At 62.8% G+C, this 22774-nt stretch carries 19 protein-coding genes; 9 read left to right on the forward strand and 10 right to left on the reverse strand.

What is annotated here, in order from left to right; genetic code table 11:
• Positions 1–81: 81 nt before the first annotated feature.
• Positions 82–1746, reverse strand: a complete 1665-nt coding sequence (gene ettA, locus J4D28_RS00550) for an energy-dependent translational throttle protein EttA (RefSeq protein ID WP_009050958.1) — start codon at positions 1744–1746, stop codon at positions 82–84.
• A gap of 285 nt (positions 1747–2031) precedes the next feature.
• Here ettA and J4D28_RS00555 point away from each other — a divergent pair, with 285 nt between their 5' ends.
• From J4D28_RS00555 to J4D28_RS00575, 5 genes are all read left to right on the forward strand, one after another.
• The gene (locus J4D28_RS00555; protein ID WP_038635247.1) at positions 2032–5871 is read left to right on the forward strand and encodes a bifunctional diguanylate cyclase/phosphodiesterase; all 3840 of its coding nucleotides are present in this window, start codon (positions 2032–2034) and stop codon (positions 5869–5871) included.
• Positions 5872–6058: 187 nt separating this feature from the next.
• Positions 6059–7312, forward strand: a complete 1254-nt coding sequence (gene glyA / locus J4D28_RS00560) for a serine hydroxymethyltransferase (RefSeq protein WP_009050960.1) — start codon at positions 6059–6061, stop codon at positions 7310–7312.
• Between the two features lie 354 nt (positions 7313–7666).
• Positions 7667–8980: a C4-dicarboxylate transporter DctA gene (locus tag J4D28_RS00565; RefSeq protein WP_009050961.1), complete on the forward strand. Its 1314-nt coding sequence runs from the start codon at positions 7667–7669 to the stop codon at positions 8978–8980.
• An 83-nt stretch (positions 8981–9063) separates the two neighbouring features.
• Complete coding sequence (locus tag J4D28_RS00570; RefSeq protein WP_009050962.1) at positions 9064–9768, forward strand: FadR/GntR family transcriptional regulator; 705 nt, start codon at positions 9064–9066, stop codon at positions 9766–9768.
• Positions 9769–9812: 44 nt separating this feature from the next.
• The gene (locus J4D28_RS00575) at positions 9813–10523 is read left to right on the forward strand and encodes a GntR family transcriptional regulator (protein ID WP_016703704.1); all 711 of its coding nucleotides are present in this window, start codon (positions 9813–9815) and stop codon (positions 10521–10523) included.
• 81 nt (positions 10524–10604) lie between these two features.
• On the opposite strand, the gene yjiA is transcribed toward J4D28_RS00575, so the two are convergent.
• From yjiA to J4D28_RS00590, 3 genes are all read right to left on the reverse strand, one after another.
• Positions 10605–11576 (reverse strand): GTPase, encoded by a 972-nt coding sequence (gene yjiA / locus J4D28_RS00580; protein WP_103330738.1) that lies wholly within the window; start codon positions 11574–11576, stop codon positions 10605–10607.
• A gap of 152 nt (positions 11577–11728) precedes the next feature.
• Positions 11729–11926 (reverse strand): YbdD/YjiX family protein, encoded by a 198-nt coding sequence (locus J4D28_RS00585; protein ID WP_103330739.1) that lies wholly within the window; start codon positions 11924–11926, stop codon positions 11729–11731.
• 15 nt (positions 11927–11941) lie between these two features.
• Complete coding sequence (locus tag J4D28_RS00590; RefSeq protein ID WP_009045728.1) at positions 11942–14008, reverse strand: carbon starvation CstA family protein; 2067 nt, start codon at positions 14006–14008, stop codon at positions 11942–11944.
• Between the two features lie 210 nt (positions 14009–14218).
• Between J4D28_RS00590 and J4D28_RS00595 the strand changes: the two genes are divergently transcribed.
• Both J4D28_RS00595 and J4D28_RS00600 read left to right on the forward strand, forming a co-directional pair.
• Positions 14219–14680 carry an isoprenylcysteine carboxylmethyltransferase family protein gene (locus tag J4D28_RS00595; protein WP_038635256.1) on the forward strand — a complete coding sequence of 154 codons (462 nt, stop codon included), beginning with the start codon at positions 14219–14221 and terminating at the stop codon, positions 14678–14680.
• 58 nt (positions 14681–14738) lie between these two features.
• Positions 14739–15107, forward strand: coding sequence for a PilZ domain-containing protein (locus J4D28_RS00600; RefSeq protein WP_028683432.1), 369 nt, complete (start codon positions 14739–14741; stop codon positions 15105–15107).
• Positions 15108–15132: 25 nt separating this feature from the next.
• On the opposite strand, the gene J4D28_RS00605 is transcribed toward J4D28_RS00600, so the two are convergent.
• The 4 genes from J4D28_RS00605 to katB form a co-directional block, all read right to left on the reverse strand.
• Positions 15133–15861, reverse strand: coding sequence for a hypothetical protein (locus J4D28_RS00605; protein WP_103330740.1), 729 nt, complete (start codon positions 15859–15861; stop codon positions 15133–15135).
• A 29-nt stretch (positions 15862–15890) separates the two neighbouring features.
• Positions 15891–17258 carry a DNA repair protein RadA gene (gene radA, locus J4D28_RS00610; RefSeq protein ID WP_103330741.1) on the reverse strand — a complete coding sequence of 456 codons (1368 nt, stop codon included), beginning with the start codon at positions 17256–17258 and terminating at the stop codon, positions 15891–15893.
• A 45-nt stretch (positions 17259–17303) separates the two neighbouring features.
• Positions 17304–17852, reverse strand: a complete 549-nt coding sequence (locus J4D28_RS00615; RefSeq protein ID WP_009050969.1) for an ankyrin repeat domain-containing protein — start codon at positions 17850–17852, stop codon at positions 17304–17306.
• A 187-nt stretch (positions 17853–18039) separates the two neighbouring features.
• The gene (gene katB, locus J4D28_RS00620) at positions 18040–19581 is read right to left on the reverse strand and encodes a catalase KatB (RefSeq protein ID WP_016703707.1); all 1542 of its coding nucleotides are present in this window, start codon (positions 19579–19581) and stop codon (positions 18040–18042) included.
• A gap of 286 nt (positions 19582–19867) precedes the next feature.
• On the opposite strand from katB, the gene mscL reads away from it, so the two are divergent.
• Entirely contained in the window at positions 19868–20272 is a 405-nt protein-coding gene (mscL, locus tag J4D28_RS00625) for a large-conductance mechanosensitive channel protein MscL (RefSeq protein WP_016703708.1), read from the forward strand.
• A gap of 53 nt (positions 20273–20325) precedes the next feature.
• Here the strand turns inward: mscL and J4D28_RS00630 are convergent, their stop codons facing one another.
• Positions 20326–21102: a ferredoxin--NADP reductase gene (locus tag J4D28_RS00630; RefSeq protein ID WP_038635265.1), complete on the reverse strand. Its 777-nt coding sequence runs from the start codon at positions 21100–21102 to the stop codon at positions 20326–20328.
• 228 nt (positions 21103–21330) lie between these two features.
• On the opposite strand from J4D28_RS00630, the gene J4D28_RS00635 reads away from it, so the two are divergent.
• Entirely contained in the window at positions 21331–22455 is a 1125-nt protein-coding gene (locus J4D28_RS00635; RefSeq protein ID WP_038635268.1) for a class I SAM-dependent methyltransferase, read from the forward strand.
• Between the two features lie 149 nt (positions 22456–22604).
• On the opposite strand, the gene J4D28_RS00640 is transcribed toward J4D28_RS00635, so the two are convergent.
• Positions 22605–22772, reverse strand: coding sequence for a DUF2474 domain-containing protein (locus J4D28_RS00640; RefSeq protein ID WP_023969448.1), 168 nt, complete (start codon positions 22770–22772; stop codon positions 22605–22607).
• Positions 22773–22774: the final 2 nt, after the last annotated feature.

Raw genomic sequence — 22774 nt, forward strand, 5'->3', positions numbered from 1 at the left:
AGAGCCGCAGGCTCCACCTGGAAACACGCGCAAAAAAAACGGAGCCCGAAGGCTCCGTTTCTTTCAAGCAACCGACCCGGGTCAGGCCAGTTTCTTGTAACGCACGCGGTGCGGTTGGGCTGCAGCGTCGCCGAGGCGCTTCTTGCGATCGGCTTCGTACTCGGTGTAGTTGCCTTCGAAGAACACCGCTTGCGAGTCGTCTTCGTACGCCAGGATGTGGGTCGCGACACGGTCAAGGAACCACCGGTCGTGGGAGATCACAATGGCGGCGCCCGGGAAGTCCAGCAGGGCTTCTTCCAGGGAACGCAGGGTTTCGACGTCGAGGTCGTTGGACGGTTCGTCGAGCAGCAGGACGTTGCCGCCCTCCTTCAGGGTCAGGGCCAGGTGCAGACGACCACGCTCACCACCGGACAGGTCCTTGACGAACTTCTGCTGGTCGCCGCCCTTGAAGTTGAAACGACCGACGTAGGTACGCGACGGGATCTCGTAGCTGCCGATGCGAATCTGGTCGGAGCCGTCGGAGATCTGCTGGAACACGGTCTTGCTGCCGTCCAGGTCCTCGCGGCTCTGGTCGACGCAAGCCAGTTGCACGGTTTCACCGACTTCGATGCTGCCCGAGTCCGGCGTTTCCTTGCCCATCAGCATGCGGAACAGGGTGGATTTACCCGCGCCGTTACCGCCGATCACGCCGACGATGGCGCCTTTGGGCATGGAGAACGACAGGTTGTCGATCAGCACGCGATCGCCGTAGCCCTTGGTGACGTTCTTGAACTCGATGACCTTGTCGCCCAGGCGCGGACCGGCCGGGATGTAGATCTCGTTGGTTTCGCTGCGCTTCTGGAATTCCTGCGATTGCATTTCTTCGAAGCGGGCCAGACGGGCCTTGGATTTCGACTGGCGAGCCTTGGCGCCTTTGCGCACCCACTCCAGTTCTTCCTTCATGGCCTTTTCATGGGCCGACTGCTGCTTGGACTCCTGGGCCAGACGATCGGACTTGGCTTCCAGCCAGCCCGAATAGTTGCCCTCGTAAGGAATGCCCGCGCCGCGGTCGAGCTCGAGGATCCAGCCGGCGACGTTGTCCAGGAAGTAACGGTCGTGCGTGATCGCAACCACGGTGCCCGGGAAGTCGTGGAGGAAGTGCTCCAGCCAGGCCACGGAATCGGCGTCCAGGTGGTTGGTCGGTTCGTCGAGCAGCAGCATGTCCGGGGCGGATAGCAGCAGGCGGCACAGGGCCACGCGACGTTTTTCACCACCGGACAGGTGTTCGACCTTGGCGTCCCAGGCCGGCAGGCGCAGCGCATCGGCGGCGACTTCCAGCTGGCGCTCCAGGTTGTGGCCATCACTGGCCTGCAGGATCGCTTCGAGCTTGGCCTGCTCGGCGGCCAGCTTGTCGAAGTCGGCATCCGGATCGGCGTAGGCCGCGTAGACCTCGTCCAGGCGTGCCTGGGCGTCCTTGATCACGCTGACCGCTTCCTCGACCACTTCACGCACGGTCTTGGCCGGGTCCAGCTGAGGCTCCTGGGGCAGGTAGCCGATGTTCAGCTCGGGCATCGGACGGGCTTCGCCCTCGAACTCGGTGTCGACGCCCGCCATGATTTTCAGCAGGGTGGACTTACCCGAACCGTTGAGGCCCAGCACGCCGATCTTGGCGCCCGGGAAGAACGACAGAGAAATGTTTTTCAGGATTTCCCGCTTCGGCGGAACAACTTTTCCCAGCCGATGCATGGTGAAGACGTATTGAGCCATGATGAACCTAGCGTCAGTGACTGATGAATGAAGAGCGGGCGAAGCCCGGGCCAGGCCATGCGCGGCGCCGGCATTTGATCGCGATCAATGCCTGCGTACGGAAAAAGCCTGATTGTCTGGAGCTGGAGCGCTCCCGCGTAACCGGCAAAGCTACCTCAATGGCCGGGCAAGGTCCAGCCAGCCAGGGCTGGCACTTTGCCACAACTCAAGGCATGCTAGCCGCCCTTCGGGCGTCCGGCTTATAGTGCACGTCGCGCCAGTCCAGCCAAACCGCAGGATCACAGTTTGTCCAATGCCACTCCGCCCTCTTCCCTGCGCGCAACTGCGCCTGCGTCCGGCTCGCCCCTGCGCGGTACCCTGAAAGGCGTGCTGGCGACCCTGGTCCTGTTGCTGCTCGCCCTGCTGTTCTGGCAACTGCTCGACCAACTGCAACAGACCCGCAAAGACCAGCGTCAACACGCAATCGACTACAACGCCGACCTGGCCGAACACATCAGCCTCAACCTGGCGCTCAATGCGCAGATCGCCCTTAACCTGCTGCCGATCGTCGAGCCACCCCAGAATGCCGAACAGCAGCAACTGCTGCTGAAGAAGCTGCAACTGTCCCTGCCCGACCTGCAAAGCATCGCGCTGCTGGATGCCAAGGGCCAGCTCATCAGTGACAGCGACGCCGACGGCCAGGACGCCGCCTGGCTCGCCGAGCTGACCAGCCGCAGCCGGGGCCAGCGCTACTACTACAGCAATGCCAGCCACGGCGCGCTGGTCCAACTGCTGCTGCACCAGCCCAGCGGTGCACTCAAGAGTTACTGGGTGCTGCGCCTGGCTCCCTCCTTCGCCCAGTCCCTGAGCCCCAGCCCCGACCAGGGTTTCCAACCGACCTGGGTCATTGAAAACCGCCTGAACCAGAAAGCCCTCAGTCGCGACGACGGCAGCAGCACCCCGGTGACCACCGACGACATAGCCAACAGCGTGCTGGTCGCGCCGCTGGGCAACAGCGACTGGCAATTGCGCGGCCTGTTCGACGATCGCGCGGTGATCGAGCAACTGTTGCCGGCGTTTATCGCCAAGTGCCTGCTGGGGCTGGCGTTCTCCCTGCTGCCGGTGATTGCGCTGCTGAACATGCGCCGCCGCCAGCGTCAGCTGCACGAAGGGCGCCGGCGCTACCAGGACATTTTCGAAGGCACCGGGGTCGCCCTCTGCGTCCTGGATATCTCCGGGCTGCCGGCATTTCTCGACAAGGCGCAACTGCACGACAGCGAACAACTCAAGGCCTGGCTGGAGCACAACCCACAGCAGCGCCAGCTGCTGCTGGAAGAACTGCGCGTCACCGAGGTCAATCAGGTGGCCTTGCGGCTGCTCAACGTCGACTCCTGCGAGCAGGCCTGGAAACTGCTAATCGAAGGCAGCCCGCTCCACAGCAGCGCCATCGGCAACCAGCTGCTGGAAACGGTGATCAACCAGCACAAACAGCTGGAGCTGGAAATCCGCCTCAGCGACGCCCAGGGCCATGACCAGCACTTGTGGCTGGTGCTGCGCCTGCCGGAAGACCCGGCCGACTACCGGGCGGTGATCCTCAGCATCAGCGACATCACCAGCCGCAAGCTCATCGAGCTGTCGCTGCTGGAGCGCGAGGGCTTCTGGTCGGACGTGGTGCGCACTGTGCCGGACCACCTTTATGTGCAGGACGTCATCAGCCAGCGGATGATCTTCAGCAACCACCACCTGGGCCAGACCCTCGGCTACAACAAGACCGAACTGCACCAGATGGGCGAGTACTTCTGGGAAATCCTCCTGCACCCGGAAGACGCCGACCTCTATCACCGCCTGCGCCAGGAACAGCGGCATGCCGGCTACCTGCAATTGCTGCAGTGCCATTTGCGCTTTCGCCACCGCAGCGGCCAATGGCGCTGTTTCGACATCCGCGAACAGGCCCTGGCGCGGGACAAGTACGACCAGGTCACGCGCATCATCGGCGTGGCCAAGGACATCACCGACCAGATCGAGGCCAGCGAATCCCTGCGCGACAGCGAACGGCGCTATCGTATGCTCGCCGAAAGCATCAGCGACGTGATTTTCTCCACCGACAGCCAGATGGCCCTCAACTATGTCAGCCCCTCGGTGCAGTCGGTACTGGGCTATGACGCCGAGTGGATCTTCCAGAACGGCTGGCAATCGACCATCGCCAACCCGCAACAGCTGACCGGCATCTATGCCCTGATGGAGCGGGTCAGCAAGGCCCTGGACAAACCCGAGCAACTGGCGCGATTGCGCAACCAGGTGCAGACCCAGTTGTTCCTGTTCGACTGCCTGCGGGCCGACGGGCGCAAGATTCCGATCGAGCTGCGCCTGGTGCTGGTGTGGGACGAACACGGTGCCTTCGAAGGCGTGCTCGGGGTCGGCCGCGATATCAGCCAGCAGCGCCGCGCGGAAAAAGACCTGCGCATGGCAGCCACGGTATTCGAGCACTCGACCTCGGCGATCCTGATCACCGACCCTGCGGGCTACATCGTCCAGGCCAACGAGGCATTCAGCCGGGTCAGCGGCTACGCGGTGTCCCAGGTGCTCGACCAGTTGCCGAACATGCTCACCGTCGACGAACAGCAGGAAGCCCACCTGCGCTATGTGCTCAAGCAGCTGCACCAGCACAGCACCTGGGAAGGCGAAGTCTGGCTCAAGCGCCGTAACGGCGAGCACTATCCGGCCTGGGTCGGCATCACCGCGGTGCTCGATGACGAAGGCGACCTGGCCAGCTATGTGTGCTTCTTCACCGACATCAGCGAACGCAAGGCCAGCGAGCAGCGCATTCACCGCCTGGCCTACTACGACGCCCTGACCCACCTGCCCAACCGCACGCTGTTCCAGGACCGCCTGCACACCGCCCTGCAGTCGGCGGAGCGGCAAAAGTCCTGGGTGGTGCTGATGTTCCTCGACCTGGACCGCTTCAAGCCGATCAACGACTCCCTGGGCCACGCCGCGGGCGACCGCATGCTCAAGGAAATGGCCACCCGCCTGCTCGATTGCGTCGACGATGACGACACCGTGGCGCGCATGGGTGGCGATGAATTCACCTTGCTCCTGCAACCGCGGACCAGCCGCGAGATCGCCCTGAACCGGGCGATCCACGTCGCCGAGCAGATTCTCGCCAGCCTGGTGAAGCCGTTCGTGCTCGAAGGCCGTGAGTTCTTCGTCACCGCCAGTATCGGCATCGCCCTCAGCCCGCAGGACGGCAACGAGCTGAGCCAACTGATGAAAAACGCCGACACCGCGATGTACCACGCCAAGGAACGCGGCAAGAACAACTTCCAGTTCTACCAGGCCGACATGAACGCCAGCGCCCTGGAACGCCTGGAGCTGGAAAGCGACCTGCGCCACGCCCTGGAACAGCAGGAATTCATCCTGTACTACCAGCCGCAGTTCAGCGGCGACGGCAAGCGCCTGACCGGTGCCGAGGCCCTGCTGCGCTGGCGCCATCCGCGGCGCGGGCTGGTACCGCCGGGGGACTTCATTCCGGTGCTCGAAGAACTGGGGCTGGTGGTGGATGTCGGCGACTGGGTGATCAGCGAAGCCTGTCGCCAGCTCAAGGCCTGGCACCAGGCCAAGGTCCGGGTGCCGAAGGTCTCGGTGAACATCTCGGCCCGCCAGTTCTCCGACGGCCAGCTGGGCATGCGGATCGCCACCATCCTCAAGGACACCGGTCTGCCGCCGGCCTGCCTGGAGCTGGAACTGACCGAAAGTATCCTGATGCGCGAAGTCAGCGAGGCGATGCAGATCCTCGACGGCCTGAAAAACCTTGGCCTGAGCATCGCGGTCGACGACTTCGGCACCGGCTATTCATCGCTGAACTACCTCAAGCAGTTCCCCATCGACGTGTTGAAGATCGACCGCACCTTCGTCGACGGCCTGCCGTCCGGCGAACAGGATGCGCAGATCGCCCGCGCTATCATCGCCATGGCCCACAGCCTGAACCTGGCGGTGATCGCCGAGGGCGTGGAAACCCATGAGCAGTTGGACTTTCTGCGTGAGCACGGCTGTGACGAAGTCCAGGGCTATCTGTTCGGTCGGCCGATGCCGGCCAACAGCTTCGAAGGGCAGTTCAGCAACGACGCGCTGTTCATGTTCGACTAAAAAGCAGCGGCAAGCTTCAAGCGACGAGCGGCAAGATAGAAGCCGTTCGCCTGCAGGCTTCTAGCTTGAGGCTTCTAGCTTGAAGCTTGAAACTGATTTGCGTGCGACATGATGTCCTTTCATATGCCATCTAAAACCCGTTGGGTTAGAATGCCCCCCTTTTCTGCCCCGATCCTTGAGGACCGCCATGTTCAGCCGTGATTTGACTATTGCCAAGTACGACGCCGATCTCTTTGCCGCCATGGAGCAAGAAGCCCAGCGCCAGGAAGAGCACATTGAGCTGATCGCTTCGGAAAACTACACCAGCCCTGCGGTGATGGAAGCTCAAGGCTCGGTACTGACCAACAAGTACGCCGAAGGTTACCCAGGCAAGCGTTACTACGGCGGCTGCGAATACGTCGACGTGGTTGAGCAACTGGCCATCGACCGCGCCAAGGAACTGTTCGGCGCCGACTACGCCAACGTCCAGCCGCACGCTGGCTCGCAAGCCAACGCCGCCGTTTACCTGGCGCTGCTGTCGGCTGGCGACACCATCCTGGGCATGAGCCTGGCCCACGGCGGTCACCTGACCCACGGCGCCAGCGTTTCCTCCTCCGGCAAGCTGTACAACGCCATCCAGTACGGCATCGATGCCAACGGCCTGATCGACTACGACGAAGTCGAGCGCCTGGCGGTCGAGCACAAGCCGAAAATGATCGTGGCCGGTTTCTCTGCCTACTCGCAGGTCCTGGACTTCCCACGCTTCCGCGAAATCGCCGACAAGGTCGGTGCTTACCTGTTCGTCGACATGGCTCACGTAGCCGGTCTGGTCGCCGCTGGCGTCTACCCGAACCCGGTGCCTTTCGCCGACGTGGTCACCACCACCACCCACAAGACCCTGCGCGGTCCACGTGGCGGCCTGATCCTGGCTCGCGCCAACGCCGACATCGAGAAGAAGCTGAACTCCGCGGTATTCCCGGGCGCCCAGGGCGGCCCGCTGGAGCACGTGATCGCGGCCAAGGCGATCTGCTTCAAGGAAGCGCTGCAGCCTGAGTTCAAGGCCTACCAGCAACAAGTGGTGAAGAACGCCCAGGCTATGGCCGGCGTGTTCATCGAGCGCGGTTTCGACGTGGTTTCCGGCGGTACTCAGAACCACCTGTTCCTGCTGTCGCTGATCAAGCAGGAAATCTCCGGTAAAGACGCCGACGCCGCTCTGGGCAAGGCCTTCATCACCGTGAACAAGAACTCCGTGCCAAACGACCCACGCTCCCCGTTCGTCACCTCCGGCCTGCGCTTCGGTACTCCGGCAGTGACCACTCGCGGCTTCAAGGAAGCCGAGTGCAAGGAACTGGCTGGCTGGATCTGCGACATCCTGGCCGACCTGAACAACGAAGCGGTGATCGACGCCGTTCGTGAGAAAGTCAAAGCCATCTGCAAGAAGCTGCCGGTATACGGCGCCTGATTCGCAGAGCGTTGCATGAAAAGCCCGGCCTTCGCGCCGGGCTTTTTTTCGTCCGCGAATTGTCTGGCCCGGGACCTGTAGCCGCTGCCACAGGCTGCGATCGGCCGGCACGGCCGTGACACTTTGAAGATCGCAGGAAGGCCTTCGGCCTTATCGCAGCCTGCGGCAGCGGCTACAGGACCAGCACCACTGGTCAGACCGGTCATGCCAATTTTCGGATCTGCCCTTGTATTCGCGGGAAAATCGGGCATAGACTGCGCCTGCACTGGACATACCGGTAAGACCACAATAATTAAGTCCCGAATCTGATGCGCTCCGCGCACGGCAGCCGGGACACCGACCAGGATTCCCCTCATGCTCAGATGGTGCTCGCGTTCGATTTTCCTCCAGGTAGTCCTCGGACTGATGCTCGGCATCGTGTGCGGACTGACACTTCCCGAATACTCCTCGCAACTCAAGCCACTGGGCGATGCCTTTATCAAGCTGATCAAGATGCTGATCGGCCTGATCGTCTTCTGTGTGGTGGTCAGCGGCATCTCCGGCGCCGGCGACCTGAAAAAGGTCGGACGCATCGGGCTCAAATCCGTCATCTACTTCGAAGTCCTGACCACCATCGCCCTGGTGATCGGCCTGGTCTTCGCCTTCACCACCGGCATCGGCAGCGGCGCCAATATCCACCTGGAGCAGCTGTCCGCCGCCGACATGGGCGACATCGCCCAACGCAGCCAGCACATGCACGGCACCTCTGAGTTCCTGATGGGGCTGATCCCCAACTCGGTACTGGGCGCCTTCGCCGAAAACAATATCCTGCAAGTGCTGCTGTTCTCCGTACTCTTCGGCAGTGCGTTGAACCTGGTGGGCGAAGCGGCTTCCGGCATCTCGCGGCTGATCAACGAACTCAGCCACATCATCTTCCGCATCATGGGCATGATCGTGCGCCTGGCGCCGATCGGCGTGTTCGGTGCCATCGCCTTCACCACCAGCAAGTACGGCCTGGACTCGCTGCAGCACCTGGGCAGCCTGGTGGGCCTGTTCTACCTGACCTGCTTCGCGTTCGTGGCCATCATTCTCGGCGTGGTGATGCGCTGTTCCGGCCTGCGCATGTTGCCTTTCCTCAAATACCTGCGCGAAGAGCTGCTGATCGTCCTCGGCACCGCCTCCTCCGACGCCGTACTGCCACAGATCATGCGCAAACTGGAGCACCTGGGCATCGGCAGCTCCACGGTCGGCCTGGTCATCCCGACGGGCTACTCGTTCAACCTCGACGGTTTCTCGATCTACCTGACCCTGGCCATCGTCTTCATCGCCAATGCCACCGGTACGCCGTTGTCGATGTCGGATTTGCTGACCATCCTGCTGGTGTCGCTGATCACCTCCAAAGGCGCCCACGGGATTCCCGGTTCGGCGCTGGTGATCCTGGCCGCCACCCTGACGGCGATTCCGGCCATCCCAGTGGTGGGCCTGGTGCTGGTGCTGGCAGTGGACTGGTTCATGGGCATCGGCCGGGCGCTGACCAACCTGATCGGCAACTGCGTCGCCACCGTGGCCATTGCCCGCTGGGAAAGAGACATCGATATCCAACGCGCCAACAAAGTCCTGAGCGGCCAGCAGGGCTATGGTTTCCAACCGCGAAAACCGCTGCCCGGCGCGCAGCAGCAGGAGTTCTGAGGCATGCCTTGTGCCTGTCGCCGGCAGGCACAACAATCAGCGCCTGCCATGGGCCTCATCCGCCATATACCAGGGAGTGAACAGTGATCACCTCGTCAACGGTTGTAAATTCAGTGGTAGAAAAGCTGCGCGCGGCCTTGGCCCGTGGCCAATGGCGCTCCGGCGACATGCTGCCGGGGCAGCGTGAATTGGCCGAGCAGCTGGGCATCAGCCGCCCGAGCCTGCGCGAGGCGGTGACTGTTCTGGAAACCCTGGGCCTGGTGCGTTCCATGCCCGGCAAAGGCGTGGTGGTCCTGGAGGCCAGCCTCAACGAACAACCGGCCAGCGACAGCGGCGTGGCGGGTGCCAGCCTCGAGGATGTGCTGCAACTACGCTACACCCTCGAACCCTTCATCGTCGGCCTGGTGGCGCAATCCATCAGCAGCAAGGAAGTGGGCCAGCTGCGCCTGACCCTGATGGACATGCGCGAAGCCCTGGAGGCCAACGACAGCGAAGCCGGGATGAACGCCTACATCGCCTTCCATGAAGAACTGTTCACCCTGACCTCCAACCCGATCTTCCAGAACGTGGTGCAGCAAACCAGCAATGCCCTGAAGCAGAGCGCGGAAATCCTGCGCAACTCGCCGGAGCACCTGGCCGAACGCCTGGAAGAAAACGAAGCGGTGGTCCGGGCGATCCGCAACAAGAACAGCGCATTGGCCAGTGCCGAAATGCGCCGGCACATCCTCAAGGAAGGCCAGCGCATGGGCATCGAGCTGAACATCCCGGACGACCATCTGGGCAACTAAGCCGCACAACACTTTCGTATCGGTAACCGGACTGGAGACAGGCCATGGCCAGCTACGCCTTGAACAAACTTGCATTCCCCCTCCCCGGTGCCCTGCCACGGCGCCGCACCGGCGAGAAAAAACTGCTGGTCGACGATGTCTATCCGCAGATTTTCGATGCCATTCTCGAACAACGCATCGCCCCCGCCAGCCGTTTCACCGAGGACAGCCTCGGCGAAGTGTTCGGGGTCAGTCGCAGCATCATTCGCCAGGTCCTGGCGCGTTTGTCCCACCAGCAGGTGATTATCCTGCGGCCCAACCACCGTCCCCAGGTGGCAGCACCGGACCATGAACAGACGCGGCAGATCCTGCACGCCCGCCGCCTGACGGAAATCACCCTGGTCAGGCTCGCCTGCCAGCAACCGGCGCCGCGCAACCTCAAACGCCTGCGGGAATTGATCGCCGCTGAGCGCGACTGCATCGACCGCGGCTTGCGTGGCCCGGCGATCCGCCTGTCCGGCGAGTTCCACCTGCAATTGGCCGAGGTGGCCGGCAACGCGCCGCTGGCGCATTTCCTCGGCAGCCTGGTGCCGCTGACGTCACTGGCGATTGCCCACCATGAAACCCGCGCCTGCAGCCATTGCGCCTGGCAGGAACATGCGGCGATTGTCGACGCCATCGAAGACGGTGACGTCAAGGCCGCAGTCGCCTTGATGACCGGGCACCTGGATCATCTGGAGGACAGGTTGCTCAAGGCCAGCGCGGGTTCACAGTAACCGGCGTTTCGCGAATCCGCTCGCTCCTGCGGACCGGAGCGAGCGTGCCCGCGATGACCTTACAGCAAGGCTGTAACGAAACTACTGCGCCGCCATCCGGGCGAACCCGGCACGGATCCTCTCTTCCGGCAGATCGTCGGCAATGAACACAATCACGCTCTCCCGCGTCTCGCCTTCGGCCCATTCGGTATCCCAGTCGAAACCGTACAGCTTGAGCACGCCCTGGAACACCAGGCGCCGTGGCTCACCGGCAATGTTCAGCACGCCCTTGTAGCGCAGCAGTTGCTTGCCGTGTTCTTCCAGCAGCTCGTTCATGAACTCGCTGAGCCGGTCGATATCCAGCGGCGCATCGGTGCGCAGCACCAGGCTGGAAATACGGTCGATGGAGGGCGCCTTGCTCACCGGACGCAGGCTAACACCGCCACCCAGGTCGGCATTCAGGTTGAAGCCACGCACATCCAGCAGCTCGGCCAGGTCGATGCGGCCATGCTCGACCACACGGATCGGCGCACGACGGTTGATCCGGGTCAGGCGCTCGCTCAGCGCATTGAAGGTCTGCTCGTCCACCAGGTCGCGCTTGCTCACCAGCAGGCGGTCGGCGAAGCCGATCTGGGCCTGGGCGATGGTCTGGGTCAGGTGGTGCTCGGCATGCTTGGCGTCCACCAGGGTGATGATGCCGTCGAGGATATAGCGCTCGCGCAGTTCTTCGTCGATGAAAAAGGTCTGGGCCACGGGCGCCGGATCGGCCAGCCCGGTGCATTCGATCACCAGCCGGTCGAAGGCGATCTCGCCGCTGTCCAGCCGCTCGAGCAGCAAGAACAGCGCCTTGGTCAGGTCAGTATGGATGGTGCAGCAGACGCAGCCGTTGGACAGCGTCATCACTTGCACCGGCTCGTCGCCCAGCAACTGGGTGTCGATGCCGGCATCGCTGAATTCGTTTTCGATCACGGCGATTTTCAGGCCGTGCTCGGCCTTGAGCAGATGGCGCAGCAAGGTGGTCTTGCCGGCGCCGAGGAAACCGCTGAGAACGGTGACGGGGATTGGAGAGGACAAAAGCGGTTCTCCTGAAAAAAATGGGAACGCAAAAACAACTGTAGGAGCGAGCTTGCTCGCGAAGAACTCAAGGACACCACATGCGTTCAGAATGAACTCGGCGTCTTTAGGTTTTTCGCGAGCAAGCTCGCTCCTACAGAGACACTAACGAATCAACAGCATTTCGGCCCGGCTTTGCCACCGTACCGCGCTTCCTGGCGTTCCCGGAAGAACGCCTCGTACGACATCACCGGCTTGTCCGGGTGCTTGGTCTGCATATGCTCGACGTAGTTGTCGTAGTCGGGCATGCCGACCATCAGGCGCGCGGCCTGACCGAGGTATTTACCGAGGCGACTCAGGTCACTGAACACGATTGCAATCCTCGATTACGCATCCGGCAGTGCATGGAATGGCGATTCTTTATCCGTGCGTTCTTTTTTACCCCAGGCGGAGATACCCACCTTGAGGGCGTAGAACAGGATGCTGAATACCACCAGCAGGAACAGCACCGTCAGCGTGGCGTTGGTGTAGGCGTTGAAGATCACATGCTGCATCTGCGTGATGTCCTTGGCCGGAGCGAGGATCTGACCATTGGCCAGGGCATCGCTGTACTTCTTGGCCAGGGCCAGGAAACCGACTGCCGGGTTGGCGTCGAACAGCTTGATGAGGCCCGCGGTGGTGGTGCAGATCAGCAGCCAGGCAGCTGGCAGCAAGGTCACCCAGATGTAGCGTTGACGCTTCATCTTGATCAGCACCACGGTGCCGAGCATCAGCGCGATACCCGCCAGCATCTGGTTGGAGATGCCGAACAGCGGCCACAGGGTGTTGATGCCACCCAGCGGATCGATCACACCCTGGTACAGCAAGTAACCCCAAAGGGCCACGCAGCCGGCGGTGGCGATCAGGTTGGCGGTCCAGGACTCGGTGCGTTTCAGGGCTGGCACGAAGGAACCCAGCAGGTCCTGCAGCATGAAACGCCCGGCACGGGTACCGGCGTCCACCGCGGTCAGGATGAACAGCGCTTCGAACAAGATCGCGAAGTGGTACCAGAACGCCATGGTGTTCTCGCCCGGCAGCACCGTGTGCAGGATCTGTGCGATACCGACCGCCAGGGTCGGCGCACCGCCGGCACGGGCCAGGATGGTGGTTTCACCGATGTCCTTGGCCACTGCTTGCAGGGCGTCCGGAGTAATGGCGAAGCCCCAGCTGCTGACCGTCTGCGCCACGGTTACCACGTCACCGCCGACGATGGCCGCCGGGCTGTTCATGGCGAAGTACACGCCAGGCTCGATCACCGAAGCGGCGACCATCGCCATGATGGCCACGAAGGACTCCATCAGCATGCCGCCATAACCGATGTAACGGGCGTTGGTTTCGTTATCCAGCAGCTTCGGCGTGGTCCCGGAAGAGATCAGCGCGTGGAAGCCGGACACCGCGCCACAGGCGATGGTGATGAACAGGAACGGGAACAGGCCGCCTTTCCAGACCGGGCCGGTGCCGTCGGTGAACTGGGTCAGCGCCGGCATTTTCAGCTCGGGCATGGTGATCAGGATGCCGATCGCCAGGGCGATGATGGTACCGATCTTGAGGAAGGTCGACAGGTAGTCTCGCGGCGCCAGGATCAGCCATACCGGCAGCACCGCGGCGACGAAACCGTAGCCGATGAGCATCCAGGTGATCTGTACGCCGGTGAAGGTGAAGGCCTTGGACCACACAGGATCCGCGGCGATCTGGCCCCCCAGCCAGATCGAGCCCAGCAGCAGGAGCACGCCGATGACGGAGATTTCACCGATGCGGCCCGGGCGGATGTAGCGCATGTAGACGCCCATGAACATCGCGATCGGGATGGTCGCCATCACCGTGAAGATGCCCCACGGGCTTTCGGCCAGGGCCTTGACCACGATCAGCGCCAGCACCGCGAGGATGATGATCATGATCAGGAAGCAGCCGAACAGCGCAATGGTCCCCGGGATCCGGCCCATTTCCTCACGGACCATGTCGCCCAGGGAACGGCCGTTGCGCCGGGTGGACATGAACAGGACCATGAAGTCCTGCACCGCCCCCGCCAGCACCACCCCGGCAATCAGCCAGAGCGTTCCGGGCAGATAGCCCATCTGCGCCGCCAGTACCGGACCCACCAGCGGGCCCGCGCCGGCGATGGCCGCGAAGTGGTGACCGAAGAGAATGTGTTTGTTGGTCGGAACATAGTCCAGACCGTCGTTGTTGAGCACGGCGGGGGTGGCCCGGCGCGCATCGAGCTGCATCACGTTGTTAGCGATGAACAGGCTGTAGTAACGGTATGCGACCAGATAGATGGCCACGGCAGCGACCACGATCCACAAGGCGTTGATCGCCTCGCCGCGGCGCAATGCAACTACGCCGAGGGCGCACGCTCCTACGATTGCCAGCACCAGCCAGGGTAAGTGGCGTAGCGGGCTATTATTATTTTTCATTTTATTATTCCAGCCAGGGTGGACAAGAAAGACAGCCATCCGGAGTTTAGCGCTACTGGCCCCAAAGGCCACCCCCCACGTTGGTCTAGAGCGCCCTTTTGAGTTTTTTCTTAGGTTTTGCACCGCCTCGGTGCAACCGCTTCTGGAAGCACTGAACCACCCGGGCGAAAAAGCGGTCGCACCTTTAACGACTCGCCGTCTGGAGTGCCCATGCCCGCTCCGCCCGATGGACCGCCGCTGTCACCGCCGCTGCTGTATCTGCTGTTCCTGATAGCAGCGCTGTTGCTTGCCGACGCTGTGCCCTTGCCGGTCCCGGTCAACGGCTGGCTGCGCACCCTGGCCCTGCTGCTGATCATCGGCGGCCAGGGCCTGTCGTTCTGGGCGATGTGGCGTCTCAGGCAACGGCACACCACCACCAGCAATCGCGGCGAACCCCAGCGCCTGCTGTGCGACGGCCCATTCGCGATCTCGCGCAACCCCATCAATCTCGGCGACACCCTGGGTTACTGCGCCATTGCCCTGCTGCTCGGCAGCCTGTGGCCGTGGCTGCTGTTGCCGCTGCTGATTTACCTGATGAACCGGACGGTGATCCGGCCGGACGAGAACCATCTGCTGGAGTTGTTCGGCGACCGCTACCGTGACTATTGCCGCAAGGTGCGCCGCTGGCTGTAGCGGTGGGAGCGCACCCGGGTCTGGTCTATAGTCATTTCACCACGCAGAGGGGCTGCTCATGAGCGAACACCATGCCGATCGTCGCCGTTTCAAACGCATCGCCTTCGATGCCCGCACCGAACTGAGCCAGGGCCCTTATCGCTGGTCCGTGCAACTGGTCGATCTCTCGCTCAGGGGCATGCTGATCCAGCGTCCCGATCCCTGGCTGGGGGACGAAAGCCAGCCGTTCGAAGCCGATATCCATTTGAGCGATGACGCCGAAGTGCGCATGGACGTGCAACTGGCGCACGACGATCACGGCCAGCTGGGCTTTGTTTGCCTGCATATAGACCTGGAATCGATCGAGCACCTGCGCCGGCTGATCGAACTGAACCTCGCCGATCCGCAGGAGCTGGAGCGTGAGCTGGGGGCGCTGCTGGAGGTTTGAGCGCCCGCCTCTTCCCGTCAGACGCTCAAGGAAATGCCGAGGGCGCGGGGAATTCGCTTTCCATATCCCAATAACCGGGCTGTTGCCGACTGGCGGCGACCCACTGCCCGTCCACCCAGCGATAAGTCCGGTACGTGGTCACAAAATCGTCACCCTCGCTGGCAGGCGCCGAAGACACCTGGGCAATCGCCTCGGTAGCGCCCGCTGCCGATGGAAGGATCTGCCAGGCCGCCTTGCCGGTCTGGGCCAACCCCAGCGGGCGCTGCTCCCCGCTTTCGTCCCGATACCGAACCGGCTCCAGCCGGCTTTGTGTCGGCACCAGGAGCTGCGTGGCCGGACCGCTGTAGCTGCCCATCGGCGCCGTCTGATCGACGGTGAGGAAAAACGCCGGGTATGGCAGGCCGCTGAGCGGCGCCTTTTCCACCTTCGCCAGCGGGTAGCCCAGGGACTGCTCGGCAAGCACCTCGCCGACCTCCGACACCAGGCGCACCCGGGCCTCCAGCTGTGGCTGGTGCTCGCTGTCCGTCGACTCGTCGAAGGTTTCCTCGTCCAGGCCGCTGCCCCAGCTCTGCGCGTGCAGTTGCGCGGTGATACGCCGGTCTTCCAGCACCTCGAGCACCGTGCCGTCGCCGACCAGCAATTCCTGAGCGATCCGATAGCCGCGCGGTGCATCCTCCTGGCTGGCTACAGCCAGGCCGCTACCCCACAACAACGCAAAACCGAGGGCACCCAGGCCCGCTGCTGTCATCCGCATGAACTGCTTCCTTTCAGTGGCACAAGGGGTCATTCGAACAGCGCATCCAGCGCCTGCTCCAGACGGGTTACCGCAATGATCCGCAAGCCCTGTGGCGGCTCTTTCGGGGCATTGCCCTTGGGCACGATGGCCCGTTTGAAACCGTGCTTGGCCGCCTCCTTGAGGCGCTCCTGGCCGCTCGGCACCGGGCGTACTTCGCCGGACAGGCCGACTTCGCCGAACACCAGCAGATCGTGGGGCAAGGGCCGGTTGCGCAGGCTGGACATCACCGCCGCCATCAACGCCAGGTCGGACGCGGTTTCCAGCACCTTGACCCCGCCGACCACGTTGAGGAACACGTCCTGATCGTGGGTCGGAATGCCGCCGTGGCGGTGCAGCACCGCCAGCAGCATCGCCAGGCGGTTCTGGTCCAGGCCCAGGGTGACCCGCCGCGGATTGGCCAGGTGGCTGTCATCCACCAGCGCCTGGACTTCCACCAGCATCGGCCGGGTGCCTTCCCAGGTGGCCATGACCACGCTGCCCGGGACTTCTTCCTGGGCACGGGTGAGAAAGATCGCTGAAGGGTTGGAAACCTCTTTCAAGCCGCGATCGGTCATGCCGAACACGCCCAGCTCGTTGACCGCGCCGAAGCGGTTCTTCACCGCCCGCAGCAAGCGCAGGCGGCCGTCGGACTCACCTTCGAAATACAGCACGGTGTCGACCATGTGCTCGAGGACCCGCGGCCCGGCCAGCGCGCCCTCCTTGGTCACGTGGCCCACCAGGAAGATCGCCGTGCCGCTCTGCTTGGCGTAGCGCACCAGCAGCGCCGCGCTTTCGCGCACCTGGGAAACCCCGCCGGGGGCCGATTGCAGTTGCTCGGTGAAGATGGTCTGGATCGAGTCGATCACCATGACCTTGGGCTTCTCCTGCCGGGCCGTGGCGATGATGGTTTCGATACAGGTTTCGGTCATCACCCGTAGCTGGTCCTGGGGCAGGCCCAGGCGCCGGGCACGCATCGCCACCTGTTGCTGCGATTCCTCGCCGGTAACGTAGAGCGCCGGCATGCGGGTGGCGATGTTGCACAAGGTCTGTAACAGAATGGTCGACTTGCCGATCCCCGGGTCGCCGCCAATCAGCACCACCGAACCGTCGACCAGACCGCCGCCGAGCACCCGGTCCAGTTCGCCGGAAGCCGTGGAAAAGCGTGGAATCTCTTCGACGCTGACCTCGGCCAGGGTCTTGATCTGCGCCTGCTGCCCGGCCCAGCCGGTGCGACCGCTGGGGGCCGCGGCGCCACCGCTTTCCACCATGGTTTCGGTCAGGGTGTTCCAGGCTCCGCATTCGCCGCACTGGCCGGCCCATTTGGAAAAGGTTGCGCCGCACTCGGTGCAGCCGTACATGCGCTTGGCCTTGGCCATCTGATCCCCCGGCAAAAACCGCGATGATAGCTCAGCTGGAGCGGATCAGCGCGGCGCGGCCGTGTGGATTTCACCGTCGGCCAGACGCGCGGCGCTGTTGCCCAGCGGATCTTCGGCATTCAGGTCGGCGCCCTTGGTCGCCAGGGCATCGAGCAGCTCCACCCGCTTGAACAGCCCGGCGTACATGGCCGCGGTCTGGCCAGCGCCGTTGCGCTGGTCAGGGTTGCAGTCGGTGGCCAGCAGGCGCCGGGCGATCTTCACTTCGCCCTTGAAAATGGCGCCCATCAGCGCCGTGTTGCCTCTTTTATCCTGGGCGCAGGCATCGGCACCGGCGGCCAGCAAACGCTCCACCGCCGGCCCCTGGCCGTGATACGCCGCAAGGATCAGGGCGGTGTAGCCCTTCTCGTCCTGGGTATCGAGGGAATAACCGGCCTCGATAAAGGTATTGAGCATCTCGACGTCGCCACGACGGGCCGCATCGAAGTAGTAATTCTGTAACTGGGCCTTGACCGCCGCCGGGTCCGTGGGCACCGGTTGCTGCGCATAAGCGCCCAGCGAGCAGGCGGCCAGCAGCAGCGAAATGAACAAGCGCATGGTGCGACTCCCTTGCCTTGCAAAAACCTGTAGGAGCGAGGCTTGCCCGCGATGACTTCGGCCCGGGTAAATACGTTCGTCAGGGAGAACGCAGTCACCGGTATTGGGGCCGCTGCGCGGCCCATCGCGGGCAAGCCTCGCTCCTACAAAAAGGAAGCGTCACGCCGGGGCGTGACGCTGGTTGAGGTTAATCCGACAGCTTGGCGGCCAGGGCCTTGACCCGGGCCAGGTCGCCCTTGGCCACCTTGGTCACGCCAGTGCCGTACTCGGGATCGGCCTTGTAGAGGAACGACAGCATGATGTGCTTGCTCTCGTCATCGGTGGTCGCCAGGGAACCGCCGAAGTTCTCGATCAGGTCCTGGCGCTCTTTCTGGCTCAACGAGCGATACAGATCGCCGGCCTGCTTGAAGTTCTGCTCGCGCTGGATCTTCGCCTGCTGGGTGCTGCCACTCAGCGCCAGCTGGCTGTAACGCGCGCTTTGCGGCTCTTCGCGCGGCATCAGGCGGCTCGGCTGGTAATTCACACCGGTGCTGGTGCTGCCACTGTTCATCGCGCCATCCTGGTTGCCGTTGTTCACCGCGACTTTCGGCGCGTTGATCGGCAATTGCAGGGCGTTGGCGCCCAGGCGGTACAGCTGGGTATCGGCATAGGAGAACACCCGGCCTTGCAGCAGGCGGTCTTCCGACGGCTCGATGCCCGGCACCAGGTTGGCCGGGGCCATGGCCACCTGTTCGGTTTCCTGGAACACGTTGGCCGGGTTGCGGTTGAGCACCATCTGCCCGACCTTGCGCTCAGGCACGCCCGGCCAGATCTTGGTGGCATCCAGCGGGTCGAAATCGAACTTGGCCAGGTCTTCCGGCTTCAGGACCTGGACATACAGGTCCCATTTCGGGAAATCGCCCTTGTTGATATGCGTGACCAGGTCATTGGTCATATGGCTGTAATCACGCCCCTGCACCTCGACCACTTGTTTGGGATCGAGGTTGTTGATGCCCTGCAAACTCTTCCAGTGAAACTTCACGTAATGCACTTCGCCCTTGGCATTGATCAACTTGTAGGCGTGCACGCCATTACCGTCCATTTCCCGGTAACTGGCCGGAGTACCGGAATTGGAATACAGCTCGGTCAGGGTCCGGGTGGCTTCCGGAACATGGGAGAAGAAATCGAAGCGCCGGGAATCGTCATCCAGGTTGGTCCGTGGATCAGGTTTGAACGCATGAACCATGTCCGGGAATTTGATTGCGTCGCGAATAAAGAAAGTCGGGAAGTTGTTGCCGACCAGATCCCAGTTGCCGTCGGCGGTATAGAACTTGGTGGCAAAACCGCGCGGGTCACGCAGGGTTTCCGGCGAATGATTGCCGTGCACTACCGCAGAAAAACGCACGAATACCGGCGTGACCTGTCCGGCGGCGAATACCTTGGCCTTGGTCAGGTCGCTCAGGCTGTCGGTCACGGTGAAGGAACCATGGGCACCGGTGCCACGGGCATGCACCACCCGCTCTGGAATGCGCTCGCGATCGAAACGCTGGAGCTTCTGGATCAACTGCACATCCTGCAGCAATACCGGCCCGGTAGCGCCCGCGGTCTGCGAGTTCTGGTTATCGCCCACCGCGGCCCCGTTATCCCGGGTCAAAGTAGCGGCCTGTACGGAAAGAGAAAGCATACTGGCGGCGAGTACGCCCACTATGCGTCGTTGGGAAAAACTCCCAAGGCCAATGATCATGGTCATGTTTTATTCCTCTGGTTTTAATCAAACGCATCCAGGTGCGCCTGTCAGAGGCTAGTGACCAAAGAGTCGAAATCTAAATAGAAAGGTCGCAACAGTCTGATTGAAAAAATATTCTGGTATGAAAGAGCAAGCGCGAGTATTTCGCGCGCGATTGATGGCACTTTGTAAACTATTTGCCGTTAACCCGGTCGATAACTCCGAACGCTGTAAGCAGTTGTTGCAAGCAAGATGCCTTTTGCTGAATTACACTGCGTTCACCAACCTCATCTGTAACAAGGAATAACCTATGGGCGTGCTAAGTGAGTTCAAGGCCTTCGCGGTCAAAGGTAATGTGGTCGACATGGCCGTCGGTATTATCATCGGCGCCGCATTCGGCAAGATCGTCTCGTCGTTTGTTGGCGATGTGGTGATGCCGCCAATCGGCTTACTGATCGGTGGGGTGGACTTCAGTGATCTGGCGATCACGCTCAAGGACGCCGTCGGCGAGACACCGGCCGTGGTGCTGGCCTACGGCAAGTTCATCCAGAGCCTGATCGACTTCATCATCGTTGCCTTCGCCATCTTCATGGGCGTGAAAGTGATCAACCGCCTGAAGCGTGAAGAAGCCGTGGCACCGGCCGCTCCTACCAAGGAAGAAACGCTGCTGGGCGAGATCCGCGACCTGCTCAAGGCGCAGAACAACAAGCCCTGAGGCTTGTGCCGCAACAAAACGGCGCCCCCTGCAAGTCAGGCGGCGCCATTTTTTTACCAGTAGTTTTCCACCGCCACCTGCCCGGGCCGCCGGGTCAGGCTCAGGTGCATGTCGCGCTGTTTAAGCAGGGCGCGGGTGTCGTCGATCATCTGCGGGTTGCCGCAGAGCATCACTCGCGAGTGCTCGGCGCTCAGCGGCACACCGGCGACGCGCTCCAGCTCACCGCTCTCGATCAAATGGGTGATCCGCCCATTGAGGCTGCCCGGATGCTGTTCCCGGGTTACCGTGGTGATGACTTGCAGCTTGTGGGCAACTTCCGCCAGATAATCGCGCTGCTTCAGCTCGGCCAGCAATTGCTGATAAGCCAGCTCCTTGGCCTCGCGCACGCTGTAGACCAGGATGATCCGCTCGAATTTCTCCCAGACTTCGAAGTCCTGGAGGATCGAAACAAAAGGCGCGATCCCGGTGCCGGTGGACAGCAGCCAGAGGTCGCGGCCATCGACGAAACGGTCGAGGGTCAGATAACCGAACGCCTGCCGGTCCACCATCAGGGTATCGCCCTCCCCCAGCCGGCTCAGCTCACTGGTGAACTCGCCGTCGGGCACGACGATGGAGAAGAACTCGAGAAACTCATCAAAAGGCGAAGACACCATGGAGTACGCCCGCCACACCGTGCTGCCGTCGGCCTTGGTTACCCCCAGGCGGGCGAATTGCCCGGCGCGAAAGCGAAAACCCGCGTCCCGCGTGGTGCGCAGGGTAAACAGGCTGGGAGTCAGGGGCTGGACGTCGAGCAAGGTCTGGCGCGTGTATTTTTCTGCACTGGCAGTCATGGCAGGCTCCAATAAGCGAATGCCCTTAGTGTCCCGCAAAGCGCGCGACAGAAACACCGGTGGTTTGTAATGGCATAGAGCGCGGGCAATCGAGCGCAAAAAAAAGTACCATTGGCCCCCTCTTCGGGCAGCTGCCACGCGGCCTGCGCGCCACCTGCCCGAACGGTCCAGCCCGCATCGCGCCCCTCCCGCCGGCAGGACATTCACCGATTACCAAGAGTCCGTCCCATGCCCCTGCTCGAAAGCCCCTTCGCCCAGCTCGACCTGATCCGCCAGCCCGAACAACAGAACGAGCCCCTGCAAGCTTTCGACGCGGCGGACGAGTACCTGCTCAATCACCTGGCCGAACAGCAGCCGACGACGGATACCCGGGTGCTGGTCCTCAACGACAGCTTCGGCGCGCTGGCGGCAAGCCTGGTCGGACGGGTGCAGGTGCGCAGCAGCGGCGACTCGTTTCTCGGCGCGCTGGCGCTGGAGAAAAACCTGGTGCGCAATGGCCAGCCATTCGACGCCGTCACAGTGGTGCCGGCCAGCGAGCCGTTGACCGGGCCGTTCGACCGCGTTCTGATCCGCGTGCCCAAGACCCTGGCCCTGCTGGAAGAACAGTTGATCCGCCTGCAAGGCCAACTGGCGCCGGGCGCCCAGGTGGTGGCGGCGGCGATGGTCAAGCACCTGCCACGGGCCGCCGGCGATCTGCTGGAGCGCTATATCGGCCCGGTACAGGCCTCGCTGGCGGTGAAAAAAGCCCGTTTGCTGATCGCCACGCCGGAGGCGAAAACCCCGGCGGTTTCACCCTACCCGACCCGCTACAAGCTCGACGAGCCCGCCATCGAGCTGCTCAACCACGCCAATGTGTTCTGCCGCGAAGGCCTGGATATCGGCACCCGCGCCTTCCTCCCGCACCTGCCGAAAAACCTCGGCAAGGCCCGGGTCGCGGACCTGGGTTGCGGCAACGGTGTGCTGGCCATCGCCAGCGCCCTGCACAACCCCGATGCCCACTACACCCTGGTGGACGAGTCCTTCATGGCCGTGCAATCGGCCCTGGAGAACTGGCGCGCAACCCTGGGCGAGCGCGAAGTGACCGTGCGCGCCGGCGACGGCCTGGCCGGCCAGGAGCCGCAGTCGCTGGACGTGGTGCTGTGCAACCCGCCCTTCCACCAGCAGCAGGTGGTCGGCGACTTCCTCGCCTGGCGCATGTTCCAGCAGGCCCGCGAAGCCTTGGTGGTGGGCGGCGCGCTGTACATCGTCGGCAACCGTCACCTGGGCTATCACAGCAAGCTGGCGCGGCTGTTCCGCGGCGTCGAGCAAGTGGCCGCCACGCCCAAGTTCGTGATCCTCAAGGCGCGCAAATAATCCCCCCGGCAGCCGACCCATTCGCGGTCGACTGCACGGCCATCGCCAGCCCCCCTTTCTCATAAAACCCCAGGCCAAAAAAAACCCTCCAGAGGAGGGTTATAAAACCGTGCCGCAAGGCAACGGGATGGGATGAGCGGTGGTGAAAATCAGTGCGTGGTCAGGCCCGCGGCGTTCATGAACATGCGCATCAGGCTGGCGACGATAAACAGCGCCAGCACGCTGCCGACCCAGATCCCGGCGAGCCAGCCCAGGCGCTGCCAGAGCGGTTTCTTCTCGGCTTCTTCGATTTCCTGCAACGTGGGTTTGCCAGCCATCA

It is taken from the genome of Pseudomonas sp. GW531-T4, from assembly GCF_017349615.1.
Classification (GTDB): Bacteria; Pseudomonadota; Gammaproteobacteria; order Pseudomonadales; family Pseudomonadaceae; genus Aquipseudomonas; species Aquipseudomonas chlororaphis_I.

Excerpts from the sequence above, each read along its gene's own strand:
- J4D28_RS00565 (WP_009050961.1), top strand. The coding sequence starts at position 7,667 with ATGCTCAGATGGTGCTCGCGTTCGATTTTCCTCCAGGTAGTCCTCGGA.
- J4D28_RS00605 (WP_103330740.1), bottom strand. The coding sequence starts at position 15,861 with ATGCGGATGACAGCAGCGGGCCTGGGTGCCCTCGGTTTTGCGTTGTTG.
- J4D28_RS00615 (WP_009050969.1), bottom strand. The coding sequence starts at position 17,852 with ATGCGCTTGTTCATTTCGCTGCTGCTGGCCGCCTGCTCGCTGGGCGCT.
- mscL (WP_016703708.1), top strand. The coding sequence starts at position 19,868 with ATGGGCGTGCTAAGTGAGTTCAAGGCCTTCGCGGTCAAAGGTAATGTG.
- J4D28_RS00635 (WP_038635268.1), top strand. The coding sequence starts at position 21,331 with ATGCCCCTGCTCGAAAGCCCCTTCGCCCAGCTCGACCTGATCCGCCAG.
- J4D28_RS00600 (WP_028683432.1), top strand. The coding sequence starts at position 14,739 with ATGAGCGAACACCATGCCGATCGTCGCCGTTTCAAACGCATCGCCTTC.
- radA (WP_103330741.1), bottom strand. The coding sequence starts at position 17,258 with ATGGCCAAGGCCAAGCGCATGTACGGCTGCACCGAGTGCGGCGCAACC.
- J4D28_RS00595 (WP_038635256.1), top strand. The coding sequence starts at position 14,219 with ATGCCCGCTCCGCCCGATGGACCGCCGCTGTCACCGCCGCTGCTGTAT.
- J4D28_RS00575 (WP_016703704.1), top strand. The coding sequence starts at position 9,813 with ATGGCCAGCTACGCCTTGAACAAACTTGCATTCCCCCTCCCCGGTGCC.
- ettA (WP_009050958.1), bottom strand. The coding sequence starts at position 1,746 with ATGGCTCAATACGTCTTCACCATGCATCGGCTGGGAAAAGTTGTTCCG.
- glyA (WP_009050960.1), top strand. The coding sequence starts at position 6,059 with ATGTTCAGCCGTGATTTGACTATTGCCAAGTACGACGCCGATCTCTTT.
- katB (WP_016703707.1), bottom strand. The coding sequence starts at position 19,581 with ATGACCATGATCATTGGCCTTGGGAGTTTTTCCCAACGACGCATAGTG.
- J4D28_RS00630 (WP_038635265.1), bottom strand. The coding sequence starts at position 21,102 with ATGACTGCCAGTGCAGAAAAATACACGCGCCAGACCTTGCTCGACGTC.
- J4D28_RS00640 (WP_023969448.1), bottom strand. The coding sequence starts at position 22,772 with ATGGCTGGCAAACCCACGTTGCAGGAAATCGAAGAAGCCGAGAAGAAA.
- J4D28_RS00590 (WP_009045728.1), bottom strand. The coding sequence starts at position 14,008 with ATGAAAAATAATAATAGCCCGCTACGCCACTTACCCTGGCTGGTGCTG.